Below are 19479 nucleotides of genomic sequence, written 5' to 3' on the forward strand. Positions count from 1 at the left end.
AATCTAATCACATATGCCCATTTTTTAGGTTAGGATCGGGGCCGGTACTTTCTTCGGAGCGACGCCATGAGCAACTGGGTTGTCTCTCTGGCCGGGCCCCGGCACGTACGCCTGGAGCCCTGCCCCACGGACCGGCTCGGTCCGGGTCAGGTCCGCGTCCGCACCCGCTACTCGGGCATCTCCGCCGGCACCGAACTCAGCCTCTACCGGGGCAGCAATCCGCGTCTGCGCAAGGACTGGGACTCAGGTAGCCGCATGTTCGTGCCCCGGCAGGCCACGCCCGCGTACCCGGTGGTGGGTTTCGGCTACGAGGAGGTCGGCGAGATCGTCGAGGTCGCCCCCGACGTGGCCGGGCGGCGGCCCGGCCAGCTCGTCTGGGGCATCTGGGGGCACCGCGCCGAGGCGGTGCTCCCCGCGACGGCCGCTCGTCCGCTGCCGCCCGGCCTCGACCCGCTCGCCGCCGTGTTCGCCCGGCCCGGCGCCATCGCCCTGACCGCCGTGCTCGCCGGTGACCTGCATCTGGGCGACTGGGTGGGCGTCTTCGGGCAGGGCGTGATCGGGCTGCTCGGCACGCGCCTGGCCGCGCTCTCCGGCGCCCGCGTGGTCGCCGTCGACCGGATGCCCGGGCGGCTCGCGCACGCCACCCGGCTCGGCGCCCGCCGGGTGGTCGACGCCGCCGCCGGCTCGCCCGCCGCCACGCTGCGGGCTGCCACCGACGGCCGGGGCGCCGACGTCTGCCTGGAGCTGTCCGGGTCGTACCCGGCGCTGCACGAGGCGATCCGCGCCACCGCCCACGCCGGCCGCGTCGTGGCGGCCGGCTTCTACCAGGGGTACGCCCACGGGCTGGAACTCGGCGAGGAGTTCCACCACAACCGGATCCAGCTCGTGGCCGCCCAGGTCTCCGGGCCGGACCCGGCACCCGGCACGGCCGGCCGGTGGTCCGGGACGCGGATCGCTGACACCTTCATGGACCTGGTGGCCGAGGGCAGCGTCGACCCGCTGCCGCTGGTGAGCCACGTCGTCGACGCGGGCGCGGTGGCCGACGCCCTGGCGTTGCTCGACCGCGGTGACGGTGACGTCCTCCAAGTGGTGCTGAGGTTCTGATGGACATTCCGCTGGCCTGCCAGGAGCAGTTGCTTCCCGGCGCCGACCTGACCCAGAAGTACGCCCTCGCCGTGTCCCTCGGCTACCAGGGCATCGAACTGCGCGGCCGGGGCGACCACGCCCTGGCCCGGCGGCGCCCGGAGCTGCGCCGCGCCCGCGCCGCCGGGGTGGTCATGCCGACCGTCTGCGTCGAGATGGACCACTTCATCGGCGACTTCGACCCGGCCCGCTCCCGCGACGCGGTGGACAACCTGCGCTCCCAGCTCTCGGTGATCGCCGAGCTGGGCGGCGTCGGCGCGATGACACCGGCCGCGTGGGGCATGTTCTCCCGCCGGCTGCCGCCGTTCGAACCACCCCGCTCGGCCGAGGGCGACCGGCGGGTGCTCGTCGACGCCCTGGGCGAGCTGGCCGGGCACGCCCGCGCCGAAGGGGTCACCATGTTCCTCGAACCGCTCAACCGGTACGAGGACCACATGGTCAACCGGCTCGACCAGGCGGTCGAGCTGTGCCGAGCGGTCGGGTCACCGGCGCTGCGGGTGGCCGCCGACACCTACCACATGAACATCGAGGAGGACGACCCGCACGCCGCGCTGCGCGCCGCCGCGCCGTACCTCGGCCACGTCCAGGTCAGCGACTCCAACCGGCACCAGCCCGGCGCCGGGCACCTGGACTGGGGCGCGTTGCTGGCCACGCTCGACGCGATCGGCTACACCGGGTGGCTGGCGCTGGAGTGCCGGCTACGCGGCGAGCCGGTCGCCGCGCTGCGCCAGGCCGCCACCGCGCTGGCCCAGGCCCGTCCCCGGCGGGCCGCCGCATGACGCTGACCACCGGGGTACGCGCCGACGCCGAGCGGCACGCGCGGCTGCGCCGCCTCGCACTGGCCACCCTGGACGCCAACTGGGAACACGACCACACGGTCCCCTCCCGCACGCTCTACCCGCACCAGTGGAGCTGGGACTCGGCGTTCATCGCGATCGGCCTGGCCCACGTCCGCCCCGACCGGGCCTGGCGGGAACTGCGCACGCTGTTCGCCGCGCAGTGGGTCGACGGGCGGGTGCCGCACATCGTGTTCAACCCGGCCTCGCGCGCCGGGCCGTACTTCCCCGGGCCGCAGTTCTGGGACTCGGCACGCGCCGACGGCGCACCGGCCCGGGCCACCTCCGGGATCGTCCAGCCGCCGGTGCACGCCCCGGCCGCCTGGCTGGTGCACCGCCGCGCACCCGGCGAGGCGTCGGTGGCCGCGCTGCGCCGGCTCTACCCGAGGCTTGTCGCGCAGCAGCGCTACCTGACCTGGCGGCGCGACGCCGGGGGCGGCGGGCTGGCCGCGATCGTGCACCCGTGGGAGTCCGGGCTGGACAACAGCCCGGCCTGGGACGCGCCGCTGGCGGGGGTGCCCGCCGACGAGGCGGTCATGCGCGCGTACCGGCGGCACGACACCGCGCACGCCGACGCGGCGCAGCGCCCCACCGACCTGGACTACGCGCGCTACGTCGCGCTGGTGGAGTCCTACCGGGCCGGCCGCTACCGGGACGAGGGACTGCTCGGCCGGCACCCGTTCCTGGTGGAGTGCCCACTGGTGAACGCCGCCCTCGGCGTCTCCGAGTACGCCCTCGCGCGCATCGCCTCGGTGATCGGCGCCGACCCGGGGCCGCACCGCGACCGGGGCGCCCGGATCACCGAGGCGCTCGTGGCCCGGCTGTGGGATCCGGTCACCGGCACGTTCCGTCCCCGCGACGTGCGCGCCGACCGGCTCGTGCCCGCCCGTACCGTGCTCGGGCTGATGCCGCTGGCGCTGCCCGAGCTGCCGACCGCGCAGGTGTCCGCGCTGCTGGCCGAGGCGTGCTCGCCGCGCTTCGGGCTGGCCGCCCGGATGGACCGGCCGCTGCCCACGTACGACCGCACCGCGCCGGACTTCGAGCCGCTGCGCTACTGGCGTGGCCCGAGCTGGATCAACACCGGCTGGCTGCTCTGGCAGGGACTGCGTACCCACCGCCGGGCCGACCTGGCCGCCGGGCTGCGCGAGTCGATGCTCGACCTGGTCGACCGGGCCGGCTGCCACGAGTACTTCCACCCCGACACCGGCGCCGGTCTCGGCTCACCGGCGTTCAGCTGGACCGCCGCGCTGGTGCTCGACGCGCTCGCCCAGGAGTGACACCGGCGGGCGCCGGGTACGCCGACGCCCACCAGGTCCCGTGCGGGCTCAGGCGATGCCGGACGGGGCACCACCACCGATGCGCAGCGCACTCATCGGCGTGTCGTCGACCGCGTAGCCGAGCGCGTCGACCACCTCGACCACGCCGCTTACCTGCCGGGCCAGCCGCACCGCGAGTTGCGCCGTGGAGCGGCGCTCCACCTGGCCGGTGAGCGTCACCACGCCCCGGTCCACTGTCACGTCCACCACGCCGTCGCGGACGCCGAGGCTGCGCCACAGCACCTCCTCGACCACGTCGCGGCGGATGCCGGCGTCCGGGCGCAGATGCACCTTGAGCAGGTCGCCACGGGTGACGATGCCGACCAGGCGGCCGAGGTCGTTGACCACAGGCAGCCGCTTCACGCCGCGCGCGTCCATCAGCCGGGCCGCCTCCACGATCGTCGCGTCCGGCGTGATCGTGACCGGGGGAGCGGTCATCAGGTCGGCGGCGAGCGTCGCGTCGGCCTTCGCCCGCGCCTCGCGGCGGTGCCGGTCCGGCAGGATCCGCCGCTCCCGGGGCTGGCCCAGGAACTCCACCTTGTACATCAGGTCCGCCTCGGACACCACACCGAGCACCCGGCCGGACTCGTCCACCACCGGCGCCGCCGTGACGTGCCGGTCGGTCAGCACGTCGACGATCTCCCGGTACTCCGTGCCCTCCCGCACCGACGCCACGTTCCTGGTCATCACGTCCTGTACCTGCCACGTACGCATGGCGAACCTCCCGTTGTCCGCCTCCGACGCTAGGCGGCGGCCGTGGGCCGGGGCAGGGGCGCAAAGACCAGGTCAGGGGGCCGGAGGTCCCGAATCACCCAGCCGCGACCGGTTCGGCGACCTCGTCGAGGGGCGGCTCGGCGGTCAGCAGCTCGGCCGGCACCGGCTCGACCTGCACCCGGCAGTCGTGGAACGTCGGCGCCGCGCCCAGGTCGGTGTCCCGGACGCCGGTGACCGCGTTGACAGTGGACCGGCCGGGGCTGCGCCGCGCCCAGTACGCCTTGTAGGTGAACGCGCACCCCGGCCGGGCCGCCTCGTCCACCGCCACGGCGGCGAGGAACGCGCCCCTGTCGTTGTGCACGCGCACCGCGTCGCCGTCGGCGAGCCCGCGCGCCGTCGCGTCGGCCGGGTGCAGGTGCACCAGGGGCGGCCCGGCGCGGCGGGCGTGCCAGGGCAGGGAGGCGAACGTGGAGTTCATCAGGTAGCGGTTGGCCGGGGTGAGCAGTGTCAGCGGGAACCGGCGGGCCAGCTCCGGGTCGGCCGCCTCGGCCGGTGGCGTGTAACCGGGCAGCGGGTCCACCCCGAGCGCGGCCAGCGCCGGGTCGTGCAGCCGGGCCCGCCCGTCCGGGGTGGGGAAGCCGCCCTCGGCGTACGGCGCGGAACCCACCGGCACGCCGGTGAGCCGGGCGTACGTGCGCTCGCGCAGCTCCTCGTACGTGATCGGCGCGTCGGCCAGCAACTGCCGGGCCAGGTCCTCGTCGCTGTCCCGGAACGCCGGATGGTCGACGCCGAGCGCGGCGGCGATCCGCCGGAAGATCTCGGTGTTCGGCAGCGCCTCGCCGGGCGCGCGGGTCACCGGCAGGTTCAGCGTCGTGTAGTGGTGCCCGTAGGACGTCTGCAGGTCGAGGTGTTCGGGCTGCATGGTGGCCGGGAGCACCACGTCGGCGTAGTCGCAGGTGTCGGTCCAGCGCTGCTCCAACACGACGGTGAACAGGTCGGCGCGGGCCAGCCCGGTGAGCAGCCGGGCCTGGTCGGGCGCGGTCGCCGCCGGGTTGGCGTTGAACACCACGAGCGAGGTGACAGGCGGGTCGGCCTCCCCGGTGAGCACGGCGGCCAGCCGGCTCATGTTCAGCGTCCGGGCCGGTGGAGCCGGCATGCCGCGCGGCCGGATCACCGGGCCGTTGTCGACCGGGTGGTGGCCGCTGGTGGTCACCAGCGCCCCGCCGCCGGGGTACCGGAAGTCGCCGGTGACCAGCGGCAGCGCGCAGATGGCCCGGATCGCCTGCCCGGCGCCGTGGTGGCGTTGCAGGCCCAGCCCGACCCGTACCGCCGTCGGCCGGGTGGTGGCGATCCGGTCGCCGAGGCCGCGTACCGTCTCGGCCGGCAGGCCGCACTCGGCGGCGGCCCGCTCCACCGGCCACTCGTCGAGCCGGGCGGCCAGCTCCGGCCAGCCGGTGGTGTGCGCGGCCAGCCACGCCTCGTCGGCCGCCCCGGCGTCGCGGACGTGCCGCATCAGCCCCAGCGCCAGCGCCGCGTCGGTGCCGGGTAGCGGCGCGACGTGCTCGTCGCCGCGGGCTGCCGTGTCGGTACGCAGCGGGTCGATCGTGACCACGTACGCGCCCCGCTCGCGGGCCTGCTGCACGAACGGCCACAGGTGCAGGTTGGTGACGAGCGGGTTGGCGCCCCAGAGCACGATCAGCCCCGCCTCGACGATCGACTCCGGCTCGAAGCCGACCGAGGCGCCGTAGAGCGAGCGCAGCGCCGCCCGCGCCGCCGCCGTGCAGATGGTGGTGTCCAGCCGCGACGCCCCCAGATGGGCGAAGAGGCGGGGGCCCATGGTCCAGCCCTGGACCAGGCCCATGGTGCCGGCGAAGTAGTAGGGCAGCACCGACTGCGGGCCGTCCCGTTCGATGCTCGTCCGCAGGCCGGCGGCCACCCGGTCGACTGCCTCGTCCCAGCTCGCCGGCCGGTACGCGACCCGGCCGGCGCCCTTCGGTCCGGTACGCACCCAGGGCGTGGTGAGCCGGTCCGGCCCGTTCACCGCGTCCAGGTAGCGGTTCACCTTGCCGCAGAGCGCGCCCCTGGTGAACGGGTGGTCCCGGTCGCCGCGCAGCGCGACCGCCCGGCCGTCGTCGACGGTGAGTTGCCAGACGCAGGTGTCCGGGCAGTCCAGCGGGCAGGCGCCGGGGTGGGTCGTGAGGGATCCCATGCGCGGATGCTACCGATGCGACAGGCCACCCGGCCTCCGGCTTTCCCGCCACCCGGTGGGTGGGGCGTTTGGCCGGTGCGGGGGCGGGTACCCGCCGGGGCCGACCACGTGGCGTGGTGCCCGCCGGCGGCGAGGGGAGGGGTGGGATGCGTTTCCCCCTGTTCGTCGAGGCGGTGGCGCGGCGGGCCGAGTTGCCCACCGACGAGGCGGCGGCCGTCTCCCGGGCGGTGTTGCAGACCCTCGCCGACCGGATCACCGCGGACGAGGCGACGGACCTGGCCGCGCAGCTGCCGGACGACGTGGGCGGCTATCTGGAGCCCGCGGGCACCGCCACCACGGGTGGTGCCGTCGACTTCCTGTACCGCGTGGCCGAACGCGCGGCGGTGGACCCGGCGGTCGCCGAGGTGGGGGCCGTGGCGGTGCTCGCCACGCTGCGCGACACGGTGACGGTGGGGGAGTTCCACGACCTCGTCGCGCAGCTCCCGAAGGGCTTCGACGCCATGGTGGACCCCATCCCACGCCCGCCGTACGATGTCTGAGCACGCTCCCCGCGATCCGGGTTGAGCTGCGGCACCGGGGCCGCCGCCACGAAGATTCGACGGCCAGGAAGTATTTTCACCGTAAAATAATTCGTGGGCGGTCACGTACGCTGAAAATCGTCTACGCGCTAGAGGGATGATCGGACGAATTCCTCCATCCGACGTTCCAGGGTGCCTTCCTCCCTTCGGGTCAAGCCTGATCGGCCCCCTTCCGGCCCGGGCTGTGAGCCATATTCTGCTTCCAATGTGAAGTCCTGGGGGGGATCAATGATCACATTCGTCGATAGCTGCTGCGTGCCTGTCGTCTGTGGAGCGCAACCCGCTTCCTGACATGACAGAGACGATGATCATCAATCGTTTCGGCGCGATCTCGGCGGTACTCGGCGGACGTCCGGCCCTTCTCGGTGAGACCCACGAGGTCACCTACACCGAGCTGGCCGGGGCGGCCGGCGGGCACGCTGCCGTGTTCGCCGCCGCGGGCCTGCGCGCCGGAGACCGGATCGCGCTGCTCACCGCACACGGCACACCGACCGTGGCGGCGCTGCTCGGCGCCCTCGCCGCCGGGTGCGCGTACGTGCCGCTGGATCCGGGCTTCCCCGTCGCGCGGCTGCGCCACATGGTCGACGCCGCCGGGGTCACCGCCGTGGCCTGCGCCGCCGAGCACCGCGACCTCGCGTCCACGCTGGCCGGTGGCCGTGCGGTGGTGCCGCTGGACGAGGTGCCGCCGGCCCCGCTGCGCCCGGTCGCCGCCGACCCGGACGCGCTCGCGTACGTGCTGTTCACCTCCGGCTCCACCGGCGTGCCCAAGGCGGTCGGGCAGACCCACCGCAACCTGGCCCACGTCGTCGACAACCAGATCGCCGCGCTCGGCGTCGGCCCGGACGACCGGCTCAGCCTGCTCGCGTCGTTCAGCTTCGACGCCGCCATCCCCGACCTGTACCCGGCGCTGCTCACCGGCGCCGCAGTCGTACCGGTCGACCTGCGCCGCCAGGGGCTCGCGCACGCCGTCGAACAGCTCGACCGGCACCGCGCCACGGTGCTGCACTGCACGCCCACCGTCTACCGCTTCCTGCTCGACACGCTCGGCGCGCGCCGACTGCCCACGGTGCGGGCGGTGCTGCTCGGCGGTGAGCAGGCCACCTGGGCCGACGCGGCGCGCGGCCGGGACCGGTTCGCCCCCGGCTGCGTGCTCGTCAACGGCTACGGCGCCACCGAGATGACGTTCGCCGCCCGGCACGCGCAGCAGCTGTCCGAGGTGGACCCGGACGCCCGCGGGCCACTGCCGGTGGGTACGGCCTTCCCCGGCTACCGGCTGGACCTCGCCCCGGACACCGGCGAGATCGTGGTGCACAGCCGCCACCTCGCCCCCGGCTACCTCAACCAGGACAGCGACCGGTTCGGCGTCGGCGCCGACGGGGTGCCGTCGTACCGCACCGGTGACCTGGGCCGGCTGCTGCCCGGCGGGGAGCTGGTCTGCCTCGGCCGGCTCGACCGGCAGGTCAAGGTGCGCGGGCACCGGGTCGAGCTGACCGAGATCGAGGCAGTGCTGTCCGCCCAGACCGGCGTCGCGGGCGTCCGCGCCGTCGTCCGGGCCGGCGAACTGCTCGCGTACGCCCGCCCGGCCGGCGCCCGCCCCGACCCGGTGGCGCTGCGCGCGGCGCTGATCGCCGCGTTGCCCGACTACGCGGTGCCCCGCGCGGTGGTGGTGGTCGACGAGTTCCCGCTCACCGTCACCGGCAAAATCGACGAGCGGGCGCTGCCCGACCCGGTCACCGAGGTGCCGGCCGAGGAGGCCCCGGCCACCGAGACCGAGCGCGCCGTGCACGACATCTGGTGCGCGGTGCTGGGCCGCGACGCGGTCGCCCGCACCGCCAGCTTCTTCGACGTGGGCGGGCAGTCGCTGCTGCTGGGCCGGGTGCAGCAGCGCCTCGCCGAGCGGTTCGGCGTACGGCTGCCGATGCTGCGCCTGTTCGACCACCCGAGTATCGCCGCCCAGGCGGCGCTGCTGGACGCCCCGCCCGAGGCGGTTCGCGCCCCGGTGCTGCCCGCGCCCGCCGCGCCGGTCCGCGCCGCCCGCGAGTACACCGGCGACGAGATCGCCGTGGTCGGCGTCGCCGGGCGGTTCCCCGGCGCTCCCGACGTGGCCACGTTCTGGTGGAACCTGTGCACCGGCGTCGACTCGGTGCACGACCACACCGACGAGGAGCTGGCCGTGCTCGGCGTCGGCCCGGCCCTGCGCGCCGACCCCCGGCACGTCCGCGCCACCGGCCGGCTCGACGGGGTGGCCGACTTCGACGCCGAGTTCTTCGGCTTCGGCGCCGACGAGGCCGCCCGCACCGACCCGCAGCACCGGCTGTTCCTGGAGACCGCCTGGGAGGCGCTGGAGGACGCCGGGCACGACCCGGCGCGCTTCCCCGGCCTGGTCGGCGTCTACGCCGCCACCTCGGCCAACCGCTACTTCCTGTTCCACCTGATGGACAACCCGGCGGTGGTCGGCGACGTCGACCCGGACGACTGGGAGGCCCGGCTCGTCGGCCGCCAGTTCACCGACCACCTGCCCGGTCAGGTGGCGTACCGGCTCGGCCTGACCGGCCCGGCGATGGCCGTGCAGAGCGCCTGCTCCAGCTCACTCGTCGCGGTCTGCGTGGCCGCGCAGAGCCTCGCCGACTACCAGTGCGACCTGGCCCTGGCCGGCGGCGCCACGGTGATGTGGCCCCGGCACCGGGCGGGCGGGCTCGCCTCGCCCGACGGCCGGTGCCGCGCCTTCGACGAGGCCGCGAACGGTTCCGGCTTCGGCTCCGGCGCTGGCGTTGTGGCGTTGCGCCGGCTCGCCGACGCGCAGGCCGACGGCGACCGCATCTACGCGATCCTGCCCGGCTGGGCGGTCACAAACGACGGCCCGGACCGGGCCGGCTTCGCCGTGCCCGGCCCGGCCGGACAGGCCGCCGCCGTCGCGAACGCGCTCGCCACCGCCGAGGTCGCGCCGGGCGAGGTCCGCTTCGTCGAGGGCCACGGCAGCGGTACGCCGCTCGGCGACGCCATCGAGGTCGCCGCGCTGCACGAGGTGTACGCGGGCGCCGCGCCCGCCGACTCCACGGCGCTCGGCTCGGTGAAGACGAACATCGGTCACCTCGACGCGGCCGCCGGCATCGCCGGGCTGATCAAGACGGTGCTGGCCGTCCGGCACGGGGTGATCCCGCCGAACCTGCACTTCACCCGCCCGCACCCGGAGATCGACCTGGCCGCCGGACCGTTCTACGTGCCCACCAAGGCGCGGGACTGGCCGGACGAAGCGCGCCGGGTCGCCGGGGTGAGCGCGTTCGGTCTGGGCGGCACCAACGCGCACGTCGTGGTGGAACAGCCACCGCCGGCCGAACCGGCCGACCCGTCCGGCGAGGGGCCGTGGCTGCTGCCGGTGTCGGCGCGTACCCCGGCGGCGCTGCGGGCCGCGCTGGAACGCCTGCGAGCCCACCTGGCCGGGGCCGCCCCGGCGCTGCCCGACGTGGCCGCCACGCTGGCGCTGGGCCGGCGGGCGTTCGCCCACCGGGCGGCGGTGGTCGCCGCCGACCTGCCGTCCGCGCTGTCCGCGCTGGACGTGCTGCTCGACACCGGCGCCCGCCTCGCCGGTGACGGCGGGCCGCTGCGCGAGACGGCCGCCGAGTGGGTCGCCGGGCACGACGTCGACTGGCACGCGCTGCACCCCGAGGGCACGGTGCGCCGCACCGAACTGCCCACCTACCCGTTCCAGCGCCGCCGGCACTGGATCGACCCCGTGCAGAAAGGTCCACGGTGAACTGGTTCGTCTCCGCCGGAAGCCGACCCGAGGCGCCGGTGCGTTTGTTCTGCCTGCCCTACGCCGGAGCGGGCGCCAGCGCGTTCCGGCGCTGGGCGGACGAGTTCGGCGCCGGTGTCGACGTGGTGCCGGTGCAACTGCCCGGCCGGGAGAACCGGATCACCGAGGACCCCCGCTTCCACGTCGCCGACGTGGCCGACGCGATCGCCTCCCGCGCCGACCGCCCGTACGCGATCTACGGCCACTCGATGGGCGGACGGCTCGGTTTCGACGTGGTCCGCGAGCTGCGCCGCACCGGCCGCCCGCTGCCGCTGCGGCTCTACGTCGGCGGCGCCCGCGCCCCGCACATCGACGGGCCCGGTCCGTTCGACGGGTTGTCCCGGGCGAGCGACGAGGAACTGCTGCGCCGCCTCGGCGACGGCGGCGGCCTCCCCGCCGAACTGCTCGACCACCCCGAGCTGGTGGAACTGCTGCTGCCGCTGCTGCGCGCCGACTTCGACCGGGTCGACAGCTACCGCCACGTACCGGGCGAGCCGCTGCCGGTGCCGATCGTCGTGTTCGCCGGCCGTACCGACCGGGCGGTCAGCCGGGAACAGAGCGCCGCCTGGGCCGACCACACCGCCGCCGGGTTCGCCCTGCACGAGCTGGACGGCGGGCACTTCTTCCTGCACGACCGGCTGCCCGAGCTGGCCGCGCTGATCCGGGCCGACCTGACCGCCGCGCCCACAGACACCCGCCCCGGCACGCCGGACGCGGGTCCGGACCCGGTGCGCGCCGCCGGTCGCGGGACCGCCGGCGCCGCGCACCGGGTTCCGCTCGGCGACACCGGCTGGTCGGTGTGGCGCGACGCGGTGCTGCGGACCACCGGCTTCCCGGCCGGCGGCCTGGAGCTGTTCAGCGCGCCCCGGGCCGCCGCGGCGGCTGACGAGCTGCTGGCCACCGGCGCCGGCGCGGACCGGTTCGACAAGGAGTTCGAGGAGGCGCTGCGCGCCGGCGCGCAGCGGTTCAGCGAGCTGGCCGCCGACCCGCTGCTGCGCGAGGCGGTCACCTGGCAGAACCGGGGCGCGCTCGTCGCCTTCGACGGGCTGGTCCGGGGCGGCGCCGACGCGGCCCGCAACGTACGCCGCCGGGACCGCGAGCGGGCGCTGCTGAAGTACTGGCAGCGCTACTGCGGCAAGAACGAGACGGTCGGCTTCTTCGGCCCCAGTTGCTGGGTCGCCGTCGATCCCGTACAGCCGGAGGTTGCCCTGGTCAACCCCGGCGAGAACCTGACCCGGCGGCGCTGGGTGTGGTTCGAGTCGTGGGCGCTGTCCGCGTACGCCGAACGGATCGGCGCGGACCCGGCGGTGCGGCGGTGGTGGCCGCCGATGCTGCGGGCCCACCTGGCCGTCCGGGACCGGGACGTGCTGCGGCCCGGCCGCCCGCCGCTGACGCTGACCCCGGTCGAGGCGGCGCTGCTGCGCGCGGCCGACGGCCGGCGTGCCGCCGCCGACCTGGTGGCCGACCCGGCGATCGGGCTGCGCCGCCCGGAGGACGGGTACGCGCTGCTCGACCGGCTGGTCGAGCGGGAACTGATCACCTGGGACGCGGCCCTGCCGGTCAGCCCGGACGCCGAGCGGGTGCTGGCCGCGCGGATCGACGCGATCGGCGACGAGCCGGCCCGCGCCGCCGCCCGCGCCGGGTTCGACCGGCTGCGCGCCGCCCGCGACGCGGTGGCCGCCGCGGCCGGTGACGCGGACCGGCTGCGTGCCGCCCTGGACGCGCTGGACGCCACGTTCACCGAGCTGACCGGCGTGCCCGCGGTCCGCCGGGCCGGACAGATGTACGCCGGCCGCACGGTCTGCTACGAGGACAGCGCCCGGGACCTGGACGTGGTGTTCGGCGCGCCGCTGCTGGCCGAGCTGGCCGCGCCGCTGGACGTGCTGCTGCGCGCCGCCCGCTGGCTTGCCAACGCGCTCGCCCGCGCCTACCTGGACGTGCTGCGTGGCCTGTACGAGGAGCTGCGCGCCGAGTCCGGCGCCCCGGTGCCGCTGGCCGACCTGTGGTTCCTGGCCCAGGGCATGTTCTGGGGCGACGGGGAACGGCCGGTCGACGCGGTCGCGGCGGACTTCGCGGCCCGCTGGGCCGGACTGTTCGGCCTGGACACGCTGCCCGCCGGCACCACAGACGTGCGGCTGCGCGCGGCCGACCTCGCCGACCGGATCGACGCGGTGTTCCCCGGCACCGGTCCGGAGTGGTCCAACGCCGCCATGCACAGCCCCGACCTGCAGATCTGCGCCACCGACGCGGACGCGCTGCGGCGCGGCGACTACACGGTGGTGCTCGGTGAGCTGCACGCCGCCTGGTCGTCGTTCGACTGCGCCGTGTTCACCCCGTCGCACCCGGACGTGGAACGGCTGCGCGACGCGCTCGCCGCCGACCTCGGGCGGCGGCGGGTCCGGCTGCTGTTCCCGGCCGACTGGCCGCGGCGGACCAGCCGCACCGCCGAGTCGCTGACCGGCCCGACCGACAGGCACCTGGCGTTCCTCGACGCGCCCGGCGCCGACCCGGCCCGCGTGCTGCCCACCGTCGGCCTGGTCGTCGACGAGGTGGACGGCGAACTGGTGGCCACCGCCACGGACGGGCAGCGCTGGCCGCTCGTCGAGATCTTCGCCGAGCCGCTCAGCGCGCACGCCGTGGACGGGTTCAAGCTGGTCGCCGCCGCGCCGTACACGCCCCGCATCACCGTGGACCGGCTGGTGCTGGCCCGGCAGACGTGGCGGACCACGGTGGGCGGGAGCGGCCTCGCCGTACCGAACGGCGAGCGGGACCGGTTCCTCGCCGTCCGGGACTGGCGGCGCCGCCTCGGCCTGCCCGAGCAGGTGTACGTCAAGCTCGGCACCGAGACCAAACCCTGCTTCGTGGACCTGTCCGCGCCGGCGTTCGCCACCACGCTCTGCGCGATGGTGCGCGCCGCCCGGGTCGACGGCGGCGACGACGTGTCGTTCACGGTGAGCGAGATGCTGCCCGGCCCGGAACAGGCGTGGGTGCCCGACGGCCGGGGCCGCCGTTACTTCAGCGAGCTGCGCCTGCACATCACCGACACCGGGCGGGAGGACCACCGGTGAGCCACCTGCTGCCCCTGGGCGACACCGGCTGGTCGGTGTGGCGGGACGTGGTCCTGCGTACCGCCGGGTTCCCGGCCGCCGGGCTGGACCGGTTCGCCGCGCCCGACTGCGCCGCCGCCGCGGACGCGCTGCTCGCCGGCGACACCGGCGCCGAGGTGTTCGGCAAGGCCCTGGCCGACGCGTTCGCGGAGTCCTCCGCGGTGGCCGGTGAGCTGGCCGGCGACCCGCTGCTGCGCGAGGCGGTGACCTGGCAGAACCCGGACATGCTGATCGCGCTGGACGGGCTGCTGCGCACCGACCCGGGGGTGCGCAACGTCCGCCGCCGCAAGCGTGAACTGAGCCTGCTGCGCTACTGGCAGCGCTACTGCGGCAAGGCCGAGACCATCGGCTTCTTCGGCCCGGTCTGCTGGGGCACGTTCGACACGTCCCGGCCCGGCGTGACCACAGTGCCCGGCGGGACGCTGGTGCACCGGCGGCGGGTCTACTTCGAGGCGTGGGCGCTCATCGCGTACGCCGACCGGCTCGCCGACGACCTCGCGGTGCGCCGCTGGTGGGCGCCGGCCCTGCAACCCCACCTGACCGTCGCCGGGCGGGAACTGCGCTGGCCGATGCACCCGCCGATCGCGCTGACCCCGGTCGAGGCGCTGGTGCTCGGCGCCTGCGACGGGCGGACGCCCGCGCTGGATCTGGCGCGGCGGCTGTGCGACGCCGGTGAGGTGCACAGCGCCGACGACGTCTACCTGCTGCTCGACCGGTGGGTGGAGCGCGGCCGGCTCAGCTGGGGCGCGAACCTGCCGATCGCGCCCGACGCCGAGCGGGTGCTCGAAGCGCGGATCGCCGCGATCGGCGACGAGCCGGTCCGCGCCGCCACGGCGGCCGGGTTCGACCGGCTGCGCGCCGCCCGCGACGAGGTGGCCGCCGCAGCCGGCGACCCGGACCGGCTCGGTGCCGCGCTCGCCGCCCTCAACGCCGAGTTCACCGCCGTCACCGGCCGCCCGGCCACCCGGCACAGCGGGCAGATGTACGCCGGCCGCACCGTCTGCTACGAGGAGACCGCCCGCGACCTGGAGTTCCGGATCGGGTCGGCGGTCGTCGAGGCGCTCGCCGAGCCGCTGGCGGTGGTGCTGCGGACCGCCCGCTGGTTCACCGCCGAGGTGGCCACCCGCTGCGGCGAGGTCTTCGCCGAGCTGCACGAGGAACTGGCCGCCGACGGCGAGCCGGTGCGGCTGGCCGACCTGTGGCTGCTGGCCCAGGGCACGCTCGTCGCCCCGGACGGCCCGATCGGCCGGGCCGGCGCCACGCTCACCGCGCGCTGGGCCGAGCTGTTCGGCCTGGCCGACCTGCCCGCGGGGCAGGCGGAGCTGCGGCTGTGCGCGGCGGACCTGACCGAGCGGGCCCGGGAGCTGTTCCCGGCCGAGACGCCCGGCTGGCCGTCGGCCCGGCTGCACAACCCGGACGTGCAGCTCAGCGCCGCCTCGCCGGAGGCCGTCGAGCGCGGCGACTTCCTGCTGGTGCTCGGCGAGCTGCACCCGGCGTCCGTCGCGTTCGACAGCGCGGTGCTCAGCCCGTTCCACCCGGATCCGGCCGCGCTGCGCGCCGACCTCGACGCCGACCTGGGCCCGGTGCGGCTGCGGGTGCTCTGGCCGGACAGCTTCCCCCGCCGCACCACGCGCACCACGTACGCGCTGACCGGCCCGGCCGACCGCCAGCTCGGCATCGACACCGCGCACGGCGCCGACGTGGACCGCCTCGTCCCGGCCACCGCCGTGGTGGTCGAGCGCACCGGCGACCAGCTCACCGCGGTCTTCCCCGACGGCGCCCGCTGGCCGCTGATGGAGGTGTTCGCCACGCTGCTCGGCTCGCTGCTGCTGGACGCGTTCAAGCTGCTCGGCGCCGCCGCGTACACGCCCCGCATCACCATCGACCGGCTGGTCGTGGCCCGGCGCACCTGGCGCACCACGGCAGGGGCGTGCGGGCTGGGCGGCCACCCCGACGAGACCGCCCGCTACCTGGCGGTACGCCGCTGGCGCGCCGAGACCGGCCTGCCCGAGCGGGTGTTCGTCAAGGTCGGCACCGAGATCAAACCCTGCTACGTGGACCTGACCGGCCCGCTGTACGCGCAGTCGCTGTGCGCGATGGTCGACGCGGCGCTGCGTACCGGCCCGGACGTGCCGGTGGTGGTCTCCGAACTGCTGCCCGCACCCACCGAGGCGTGGGTGCCCGACGCCCGTGGCCGCGGTTACGTCAGCGAACTGCGCCTCCAGATCACCGACCCGGCCGAGCACCTTGGAGCACTCCGGTGACCGACACCCTGACCGCCGGCGCCGTCCACGGCAGCGACCTGCCCTGGCCGGACGCCACCCTCGCCGACCTGATCACCGCGCAGGCGGCCCGTACCCCGGACGCGGTGGCGGTGCGCCAGTGGGACACCCGGCTCACCTACCGGCAGCTCGTCGACCGGGCCGCCGGGGTGGCCGCCGCGCTGCGCGAGCACGGCGCCGGCCGGGGCGACCGGGTCGGCGTGTGCGGTGCGCGTACCCCCGACCTGGTGGTCACAGTGGTCGGCGTGCTGCTCGCCGGTGCCGCGTACGTGCCGCTGGAGCCCGGCGGCCCCCGGGCCCGGCTGCGCGGCATCGCCCGCGACGCGGGCGTCCGCCTGGTGGTCGGCGACGCGGCGGCGGCCGAGTTCGGCGACGAGCCCGGCGTGACGGCCCTCGGCCTGCCCGGCCCGGCTCCGCTCGTGCCCTGCCCGGCCCGCCCCGGCGACCCGGCGTACGTGCTGTTCACCTCCGGCTCCACCGGCCGCCCCAAGGGCGTGCTGACCACCCACCGCAACGCTGTCGAGTTCGTCACCGGCGTGACCGCGCTGACCGGCGCCGACGCCTCGGTCCGCAGCCTCGGCATCGCCTCGCTCGGCTTCGACGCGGCCACCATGGACCTGTTCGTGCCGCTCACGCTCGGCGGCGCGGTGCAGCTGCTCGGCGCCGACGACCGGGCCGACCCGGTACGGCTGGCCCGGTTCGTCGCCGAGCACGAGGTGACCTGGGGCTTCATCACCCCGACCGTGCTGGCGCTGCTGGACCCGGCCGCGTTCCCGACGTGGCGGGTACTGCTCTGCGGCGGCGAGGCGGTCCCGGCTGAACTGGTCGCCCGCTGGGCGCCCGGCCGGCGGTTCCTCAACGGCTACGGCCCGACCGAGACCACGGTGCTGGCGGTGACCTGCGACCTCACCCCGGCCGACACCGACCCGATGCCGATCGGCCGGCCGCTGCCCAACCACCGGGCGTACGTGGTCGACGCCGACCTGCGGCCGGTGCCGGCGGGCGAGACCGGTGAGCTGCTGATCGGCGGGCCCGGCCTGGCCGACGGCTACCTCAACCGGCCCGGCCTGACCGCCGAGCGGTTCGTGCCCGACCCGTTCGGCGACGTCCCCGGCGAACGGCTCTACCGCACCGGCGACCTGGTCCGGCAGGGCCCGGACGGCCGGATCGTCTATCTCGGCCGCGCCGACCGGCAGGTCAAGGTGCGCGGCCAGCGCATCGAGCTGGGCGAGATCGAGGCGGTGCTGGCCGCCCACCCGGGCGTCGAGCGGGTAGCCGTGGAGGCGGTGCCCGGCCCGGCCGGCGCCGAGCTGGTCGCGTTCCTCACCCCGTCCGGCGCGCCGGACCACGACGAGCTGCGGGCGTACGCGCACACGCGGCTCACCACAGCGATGCTGCCCGCCCGGACGGTGCGGCTGGACGCGCTGCCGGTCAGCGCGACCACCGGCAAGCTGGACCGGCCGGCGCTGCGCGAGCTGGCCGCCACCGCCCCGGCCGCCGTGGACGACGCGCCCGCCGACGACGACCCGGTGACGGCGGCGGTCCGGCGCGTCTGGACCCGGCTCCTCGGCGCCGCGCCCGCCCCGGACAGCGACTTCCTCGCCGCCGGCGGCAACTCGATCGCCGCGATGCGGCTGGTCGCGGCGCTGCGCGCGGAACTGGGCCGGCACGTCGACACGCGGGTGCTGTTCGCCGACCGCACGTTCGCCGCGCTGGTGGACCGGGTCCGCGCCGCCGACCCCGCCGACGCCGACGGGCTGACCACCGGCAACCCGCCGACGCTGTCCCCGCCGCAGCGGCGGCTGTGGTTCATGGACCAGCTCGCCCCGTCCAGCGCGCCCTACAACATCGCGGTCGCGCACCGGCTGCGCGGGCCGCTTGACGTCCCCGCGCTCGGCGCCGCGCTGCGGGCCGTCGCCGAACGGCACGACGTGCTGCGCTGGCGCATCCCGTGCAACGGCGGCGTGCCGTACGCGGTCCGCGAGGAACCGACCGACGTGGCGGTGCCGGTGGTCGACCTGACCGGCGCCGCCGACCCGGACGGTGAGCTGGCCGGCATGCTCGCGGCCGGCGCCGGGCACGCGTTCGACCTCGCCACCGGCCCGCCCTGGCAGGTGACCGTGTACCGGCTCGCCGCGCGGGAGCACGTGCTCGCGATCACCGTGCACCACGCGGTCTTCGACGGCTGGTCCGAGGCGCTGCTCTACGACGAGCTGGCACTCGCGTACGCCCGCGCCCTCGGCCGGTCCGTGCCGGGCCGCCCGCCGCTGCCCGCCACGTACGCCGACTACGCGGTGTGGCGCGCCGACCGGGACCGGCGCCGGGGCGAGACCGACCTGGCCTGGTGGACCGCGCACCTGGCCGGCGCACCCACGGTGCTGGACCTGCCCCGCGACCGTCCCCGCCCGGCCGTGCAGACGTACGCCGGCGCGGAGGCCGCGGTGCGGCTGGGCGAGCCCGCCGACCGGGCCGTACGCGACCTGGCCGCCCGGCGCGGCACCACTGTCGCGGCGGTGCTGCTGGCCGCCTTCGGTGAGCTGCTGCGCCGGGTCACCGGCGGCGACGAGCACGTGCTCGGCGCGATCGTCGCCGACCGGCGACTCGCCGCGTTCGACGAGGTGATCGGTTTCTTCATCGACACCGTGCCGGTGCGGGTCCGCTCCGGCGGCGCGAGCTTCGCCGAGCAGGTCGACCGGGCCGCCGCCGAGCTGCACGAGGTCACCGCCCACCCGGGCGCGCCGCTGGAACGCATCGTCGAGACGCTCGGCGTGGGCCGGGACACCTCCCGCGCCCCGCTGGTGCAGGTGCTGTTCAACGTGCTCAACTTCGTCGCGCCCCGGCTGGCGCTGACCGGCCTGGCCGTCGAGCCGGTGCCGGTGCCCAAGCCGGGGTCGCCGTTCGACCTGACCGTCTACGTGGTGGAGCGCGACGGCCGGGCCGGCGTCGAGGTGGTGCACAACCCGGACCTGTTCGAGGCCGACCGGATCGAAGCACTCCTGGCCGACCTGGCCGCGCTGGTCGGCGCGCTCGCCGCCGACCCGGAAGCGCCGGCCGCCGAGGTGGCGCCCGAGCTGCCCCGCCCGGCGGTGCGGGTCGCGGCGCTCGGCGCGATGACGGTCGCCACCGCCGAACCGGCCCGCCCGCCGTTGCCCGCCGGCTCGGACGCGCTCACCGGGACCGAGGAGCTGATCGCCGGGATCTGGCGGGACGTGCTCGGCCGCGACGCGGTGGGCGTGAGCGACAACTTCTTCGACATCGGCGGCCACTCGATGGCCCTGGCCGCCGTGCACGCCCGGCTCACCGAGGCCACCGGCCGCTCGATCACCATGCTCGACCTGTTCCGCCACCCGACCGTGCGGGCGCTCGCCGCAAGCCTCGACGGGGCCGCCGACCGGCCGGAACTGGCCCGCGCCGCGATGCGCGCCGCCGCCCGGCGGGGCCGCGCCCGCCGTACCCCGCCACCCCGCCGACCTCACCCGTGACGCGATCCCTTGTGAATGA

The 19479-nt window shown here is 76.0% G+C and carries 10 protein-coding genes; 8 read left to right on the top strand and 2 right to left on the bottom strand.

Annotated elements, in window-relative coordinates; genetic code table 11:
• Positions 1 to 66 precede the first annotated feature (66 nt).
• Genes AB0C17_RS12555 through AB0C17_RS12565 form a run of 3 tightly spaced genes read left to right on the top strand, consistent with a single transcriptional unit; the run spans position 67 to position 3256 of the window.
• Complete coding sequence (locus AB0C17_RS12555) at positions 67 to 1104, top strand: zinc-binding dehydrogenase (protein WP_357478401.1); 1038 nt, start codon at positions 67 to 69, stop codon at positions 1102 to 1104.
• Positions 1104 to 1922, top strand: coding sequence for a sugar phosphate isomerase/epimerase family protein (locus AB0C17_RS12560; RefSeq protein ID WP_357478404.1), 819 nt, complete (start codon positions 1104 to 1106; stop codon positions 1920 to 1922). Before AB0C17_RS12555 ends, AB0C17_RS12560 begins: the two co-directional genes overlap by 1 nt.
• On the top strand, positions 1919 to 3256 hold the full coding sequence (locus tag AB0C17_RS12565; RefSeq protein WP_357478407.1) for a hypothetical protein: 1338 nt from the start codon (positions 1919 to 1921) through the stop codon (positions 3254 to 3256). The genes AB0C17_RS12560 and AB0C17_RS12565 overlap by 4 nt, the downstream gene beginning before the upstream one ends.
• 48 nt (positions 3257 to 3304) lie before the next feature.
• Here the strand turns inward: AB0C17_RS12565 and AB0C17_RS12570 are convergent, their stop codons facing one another.
• Both AB0C17_RS12570 and AB0C17_RS12575 read right to left on the bottom strand, forming a co-directional pair.
• The gene (locus tag AB0C17_RS12570; protein WP_357384006.1) at positions 3305 to 4009 is read right to left on the bottom strand and encodes a CBS domain-containing protein; all 705 of its coding nucleotides are present in this window, start codon (positions 4007 to 4009) and stop codon (positions 3305 to 3307) included.
• A 94-nt stretch (positions 4010 to 4103) separates the two neighbouring features.
• Positions 4104 to 6218: a molybdopterin-dependent oxidoreductase gene (locus tag AB0C17_RS12575; RefSeq protein ID WP_357478409.1), complete on the bottom strand. Its 2115-nt coding sequence runs from the start codon at positions 6216 to 6218 to the stop codon at positions 4104 to 4106.
• Positions 6219 to 6364: 146 nt separating this feature from the next.
• Here AB0C17_RS12575 and AB0C17_RS12580 point away from each other — a divergent pair, with 146 nt between their 5' ends.
• From AB0C17_RS12580 to AB0C17_RS12600, 5 genes are all read left to right on the top strand, one after another.
• Entirely contained in the window at positions 6365 to 6757 is a 393-nt protein-coding gene (locus AB0C17_RS12580; protein ID WP_357478411.1) for a DUF2267 domain-containing protein, read from the top strand.
• Positions 6758 to 7088: 331 nt separating this feature from the next.
• On the top strand, positions 7089 to 10550 hold the full coding sequence (locus AB0C17_RS12585) for an AMP-binding protein (RefSeq protein WP_357478414.1): 3462 nt from the start codon (positions 7089 to 7091) through the stop codon (positions 10548 to 10550).
• Positions 10547 to 13657 carry a thioesterase domain-containing protein gene (locus AB0C17_RS12590; RefSeq protein ID WP_357478417.1) on the top strand — a complete coding sequence of 1037 codons (3111 nt, stop codon included), beginning with the start codon at positions 10547 to 10549 and terminating at the stop codon, positions 13655 to 13657. Before AB0C17_RS12585 ends, AB0C17_RS12590 begins: the two co-directional genes overlap by 4 nt.
• Positions 13654 to 15960 carry a lantibiotic dehydratase gene (locus AB0C17_RS12595; RefSeq protein ID WP_357478420.1) on the top strand — a complete coding sequence of 769 codons (2307 nt, stop codon included), beginning with the start codon at positions 13654 to 13656 and terminating at the stop codon, positions 15958 to 15960. The genes AB0C17_RS12590 and AB0C17_RS12595 overlap by 4 nt, the downstream gene beginning before the upstream one ends.
• Entirely contained in the window at positions 15957 to 19460 is a 3504-nt protein-coding gene (locus AB0C17_RS12600; protein WP_357478423.1) for an amino acid adenylation domain-containing protein, read from the top strand. The genes AB0C17_RS12595 and AB0C17_RS12600 overlap by 4 nt, the downstream gene beginning before the upstream one ends.
• The last annotated feature ends 19 nt before the right edge of the window (positions 19461 to 19479 follow it).

This window comes from Micromonospora sp. NPDC048887 (genome assembly GCF_040649715.1).
Lineage (GTDB): Bacteria > Actinomycetota > Actinomycetes > Mycobacteriales > Micromonosporaceae > Micromonospora.

Excerpts from the sequence above, each read along its gene's own strand:
- AB0C17_RS12555 (WP_357478401.1), top strand. The coding sequence starts at position 67 with ATGAGCAACTGGGTTGTCTCTCTGGCCGGGCCCCGGCACGTACGCCTG.
- AB0C17_RS12560 (WP_357478404.1), top strand. The coding sequence starts at position 1,104 with ATGGACATTCCGCTGGCCTGCCAGGAGCAGTTGCTTCCCGGCGCCGAC.
- AB0C17_RS12565 (WP_357478407.1), top strand. The coding sequence starts at position 1,919 with ATGACGCTGACCACCGGGGTACGCGCCGACGCCGAGCGGCACGCGCGG.
- AB0C17_RS12570 (WP_357384006.1), bottom strand. The coding sequence starts at position 4,009 with ATGCGTACGTGGCAGGTACAGGACGTGATGACCAGGAACGTGGCGTCG.
- AB0C17_RS12575 (WP_357478409.1), bottom strand. The coding sequence starts at position 6,218 with ATGGGATCCCTCACGACCCACCCCGGCGCCTGCCCGCTGGACTGCCCG.
- AB0C17_RS12580 (WP_357478411.1), top strand. The coding sequence starts at position 6,365 with ATGCGTTTCCCCCTGTTCGTCGAGGCGGTGGCGCGGCGGGCCGAGTTG.
- AB0C17_RS12585 (WP_357478414.1), top strand. The coding sequence starts at position 7,089 with ATGACAGAGACGATGATCATCAATCGTTTCGGCGCGATCTCGGCGGTA.